Raw genomic sequence first — 1,879 nt, 5'->3', positions numbered from 1 at the left:
AATTATTTGATATAACCGAACTAGACAAAGTATTTGTAATTAAGGAGTGATAGTATGGAAAAAGATATTTTTAAACTTACTATTCCAAGTAAACCTGATTATATTTCAGTAGCTAGACTAACTTCATCTTCTATAGCAAATAAGATAGGGTTCAATATTGAAGATATAGATGATATAAAAGTATCTATTGCAGAAGCATGTATAAATGCGTTAGATAAAACTAATCAAATAAATATAGAATTTCAAATTCAAGAGGACAAATTTATTATATTAGTTGATAACGTAACTATGTATAATAAAGATGATATGAAAAAAGAAATGGAACTAGGAATATTGATTATTAAATCATTGATGGATGAAGTTAATTTTTCAAAAAAAGGAGTTGAAATGATTAAATATATAGAGGATGGTAATATATGAAAACTGATAAAGATTTAGAAAAAGATATAAATGAAGTGGATACCAAAACTCTATTTAAATATTTAAAAGAAAGTAAGGATTTAAAAATAAGAGAAATTCTTATTGAGAGACATCTATATATTGCAGAAATACTATCTAAAAAATATGCTAATAGAGGTATAGACTATGATGATATATATCAAGTAGCTTCTATTGGGCTTATCTATGCAATAGATAGATATGATATAGATAAAGGATTTGAATTTTCTAGCTTTGCTACTCCTACAATTATTGGAGAGATTAAAAAGCATTTTAGGGATAAAGGCTGGACTATAAGGGTACCCCGTAGAATACAAGAACTATCTAAAAAGGTAAACAATGCTAAAGTTACTTTAAGTCAAGAGCTTCAACGTTCTCCAACAGTGGAAGATATAGCAGAATATCTAAATTCTACAGAGGAGGAAATATTAGAAGCTATGGAGGGTAGTAAGGTATATACTCCTCAGTCTTTAGATTTAACTTATGATTCTAATGGAGATGATAAGGATGTGAATTTAGCAGATCTTATAGGAGAAGAAGATATTTATTTTAGTAAAATAGAAAATAATGACTTTTTATTAAGGGCTATGAAAAAATTAAATGATATGGAGAGAAAAATTTTGATTGATAGATATTTTAATAATAAAACTCAAGTATCTATTGCAGAAGAATTAAATATATCTCAAATGACTGTATCAAGGGTAGAAAAAAGAATTATAGGGAAATTTAGAAAAGAAATGGAAAAAACTTTAAATTAAAAAATTAAATTTGTATTGACAAATAAACAAAAATATTATATTATTAATATCCCTAGAACATCAATATTACAAAAATTAACTTAACCGTTAAATTTATTTTTTAATTTTTTAAAAAGGTGTTGACAAGGGAAACGAAATTTGTTATATTATAAAAGTCGGCTTCGAAAGAGGTCAACAACAAATGAACCTAGATAACTAAATAGTGTGAAGTACTTTGAGTAAGAAACAATGAATCAGGCAAACTTTTATAATGAGAGTTTGATCCTGGCTCAGGACGAACGCTGGCGGCGTGCCTAACACATGCAAGTCGAGCGAAGAACTTATCATGAAACCTTCGGGTTGACTGATAAACTTCTTAGCGGCGGACGGGTGAGTAACGCGTGAGGAACCTGCCTTCTACAAGGGGATAGCCTCGGGAAACCGGGATTAATACCCTATGACACTTAAGATTCGCATGAATATTAAGTTAAAGTGTTAGCGGTAGAAGATGGTCTCGCGTCCCATTAGCTAGTTGGTGAGATAAAAGCTCACCAAGGCGACGATGGGTAGCCGACTTGAGAGAGTGACCGGCCACACTGGAACTGAGACACGGTCCAGACTCCTACGGGAGGCAGCAGTGGGGAATATTGCACAATGGAGGAAACTCTGATGCAGCGACGCCGCGTGAGCGATGAAGGCCTTCG

2 protein-coding genes and 1 rRNA gene are annotated in these 1,879 nt (G+C 31.8%); all 3 read left to right on the top strand.

All coding sequences use genetic code 11. The features are described 5' to 3' along the window. Positions 1-54 precede the first annotated feature (54 nt). A complete protein-coding gene (locus VK998_RS02170; RefSeq protein WP_325224973.1) occupies positions 55-420 on the top strand; it encodes an ATP-binding protein in 366 nt (121 codons plus the stop codon). Continuing rightward, the gene (locus tag VK998_RS02165) at positions 417-1,196 is read left to right on the top strand and encodes a SigB/SigF/SigG family RNA polymerase sigma factor (protein ID WP_325224970.1); all 780 of its coding nucleotides are present in this window, start codon (positions 417-419) and stop codon (positions 1,194-1,196) included. Before VK998_RS02170 ends, VK998_RS02165 begins: the two co-directional genes overlap by 4 nt. A 246-nt stretch (positions 1,197-1,442) precedes the next feature. After that, positions 1,443-1,879 (top strand): 16S ribosomal RNA (locus VK998_RS02160); the annotation flags it as partial.

The sequence above is a fragment of the Schnuerera sp. genome, assembly GCF_035459645.1.
In the GTDB taxonomy this organism is placed as follows: domain Bacteria; phylum Bacillota; class Clostridia; order Tissierellales; family Tepidimicrobiaceae; genus Schnuerera.
This window is presented reverse-complemented; position numbering and strand designations above follow the sequence as displayed.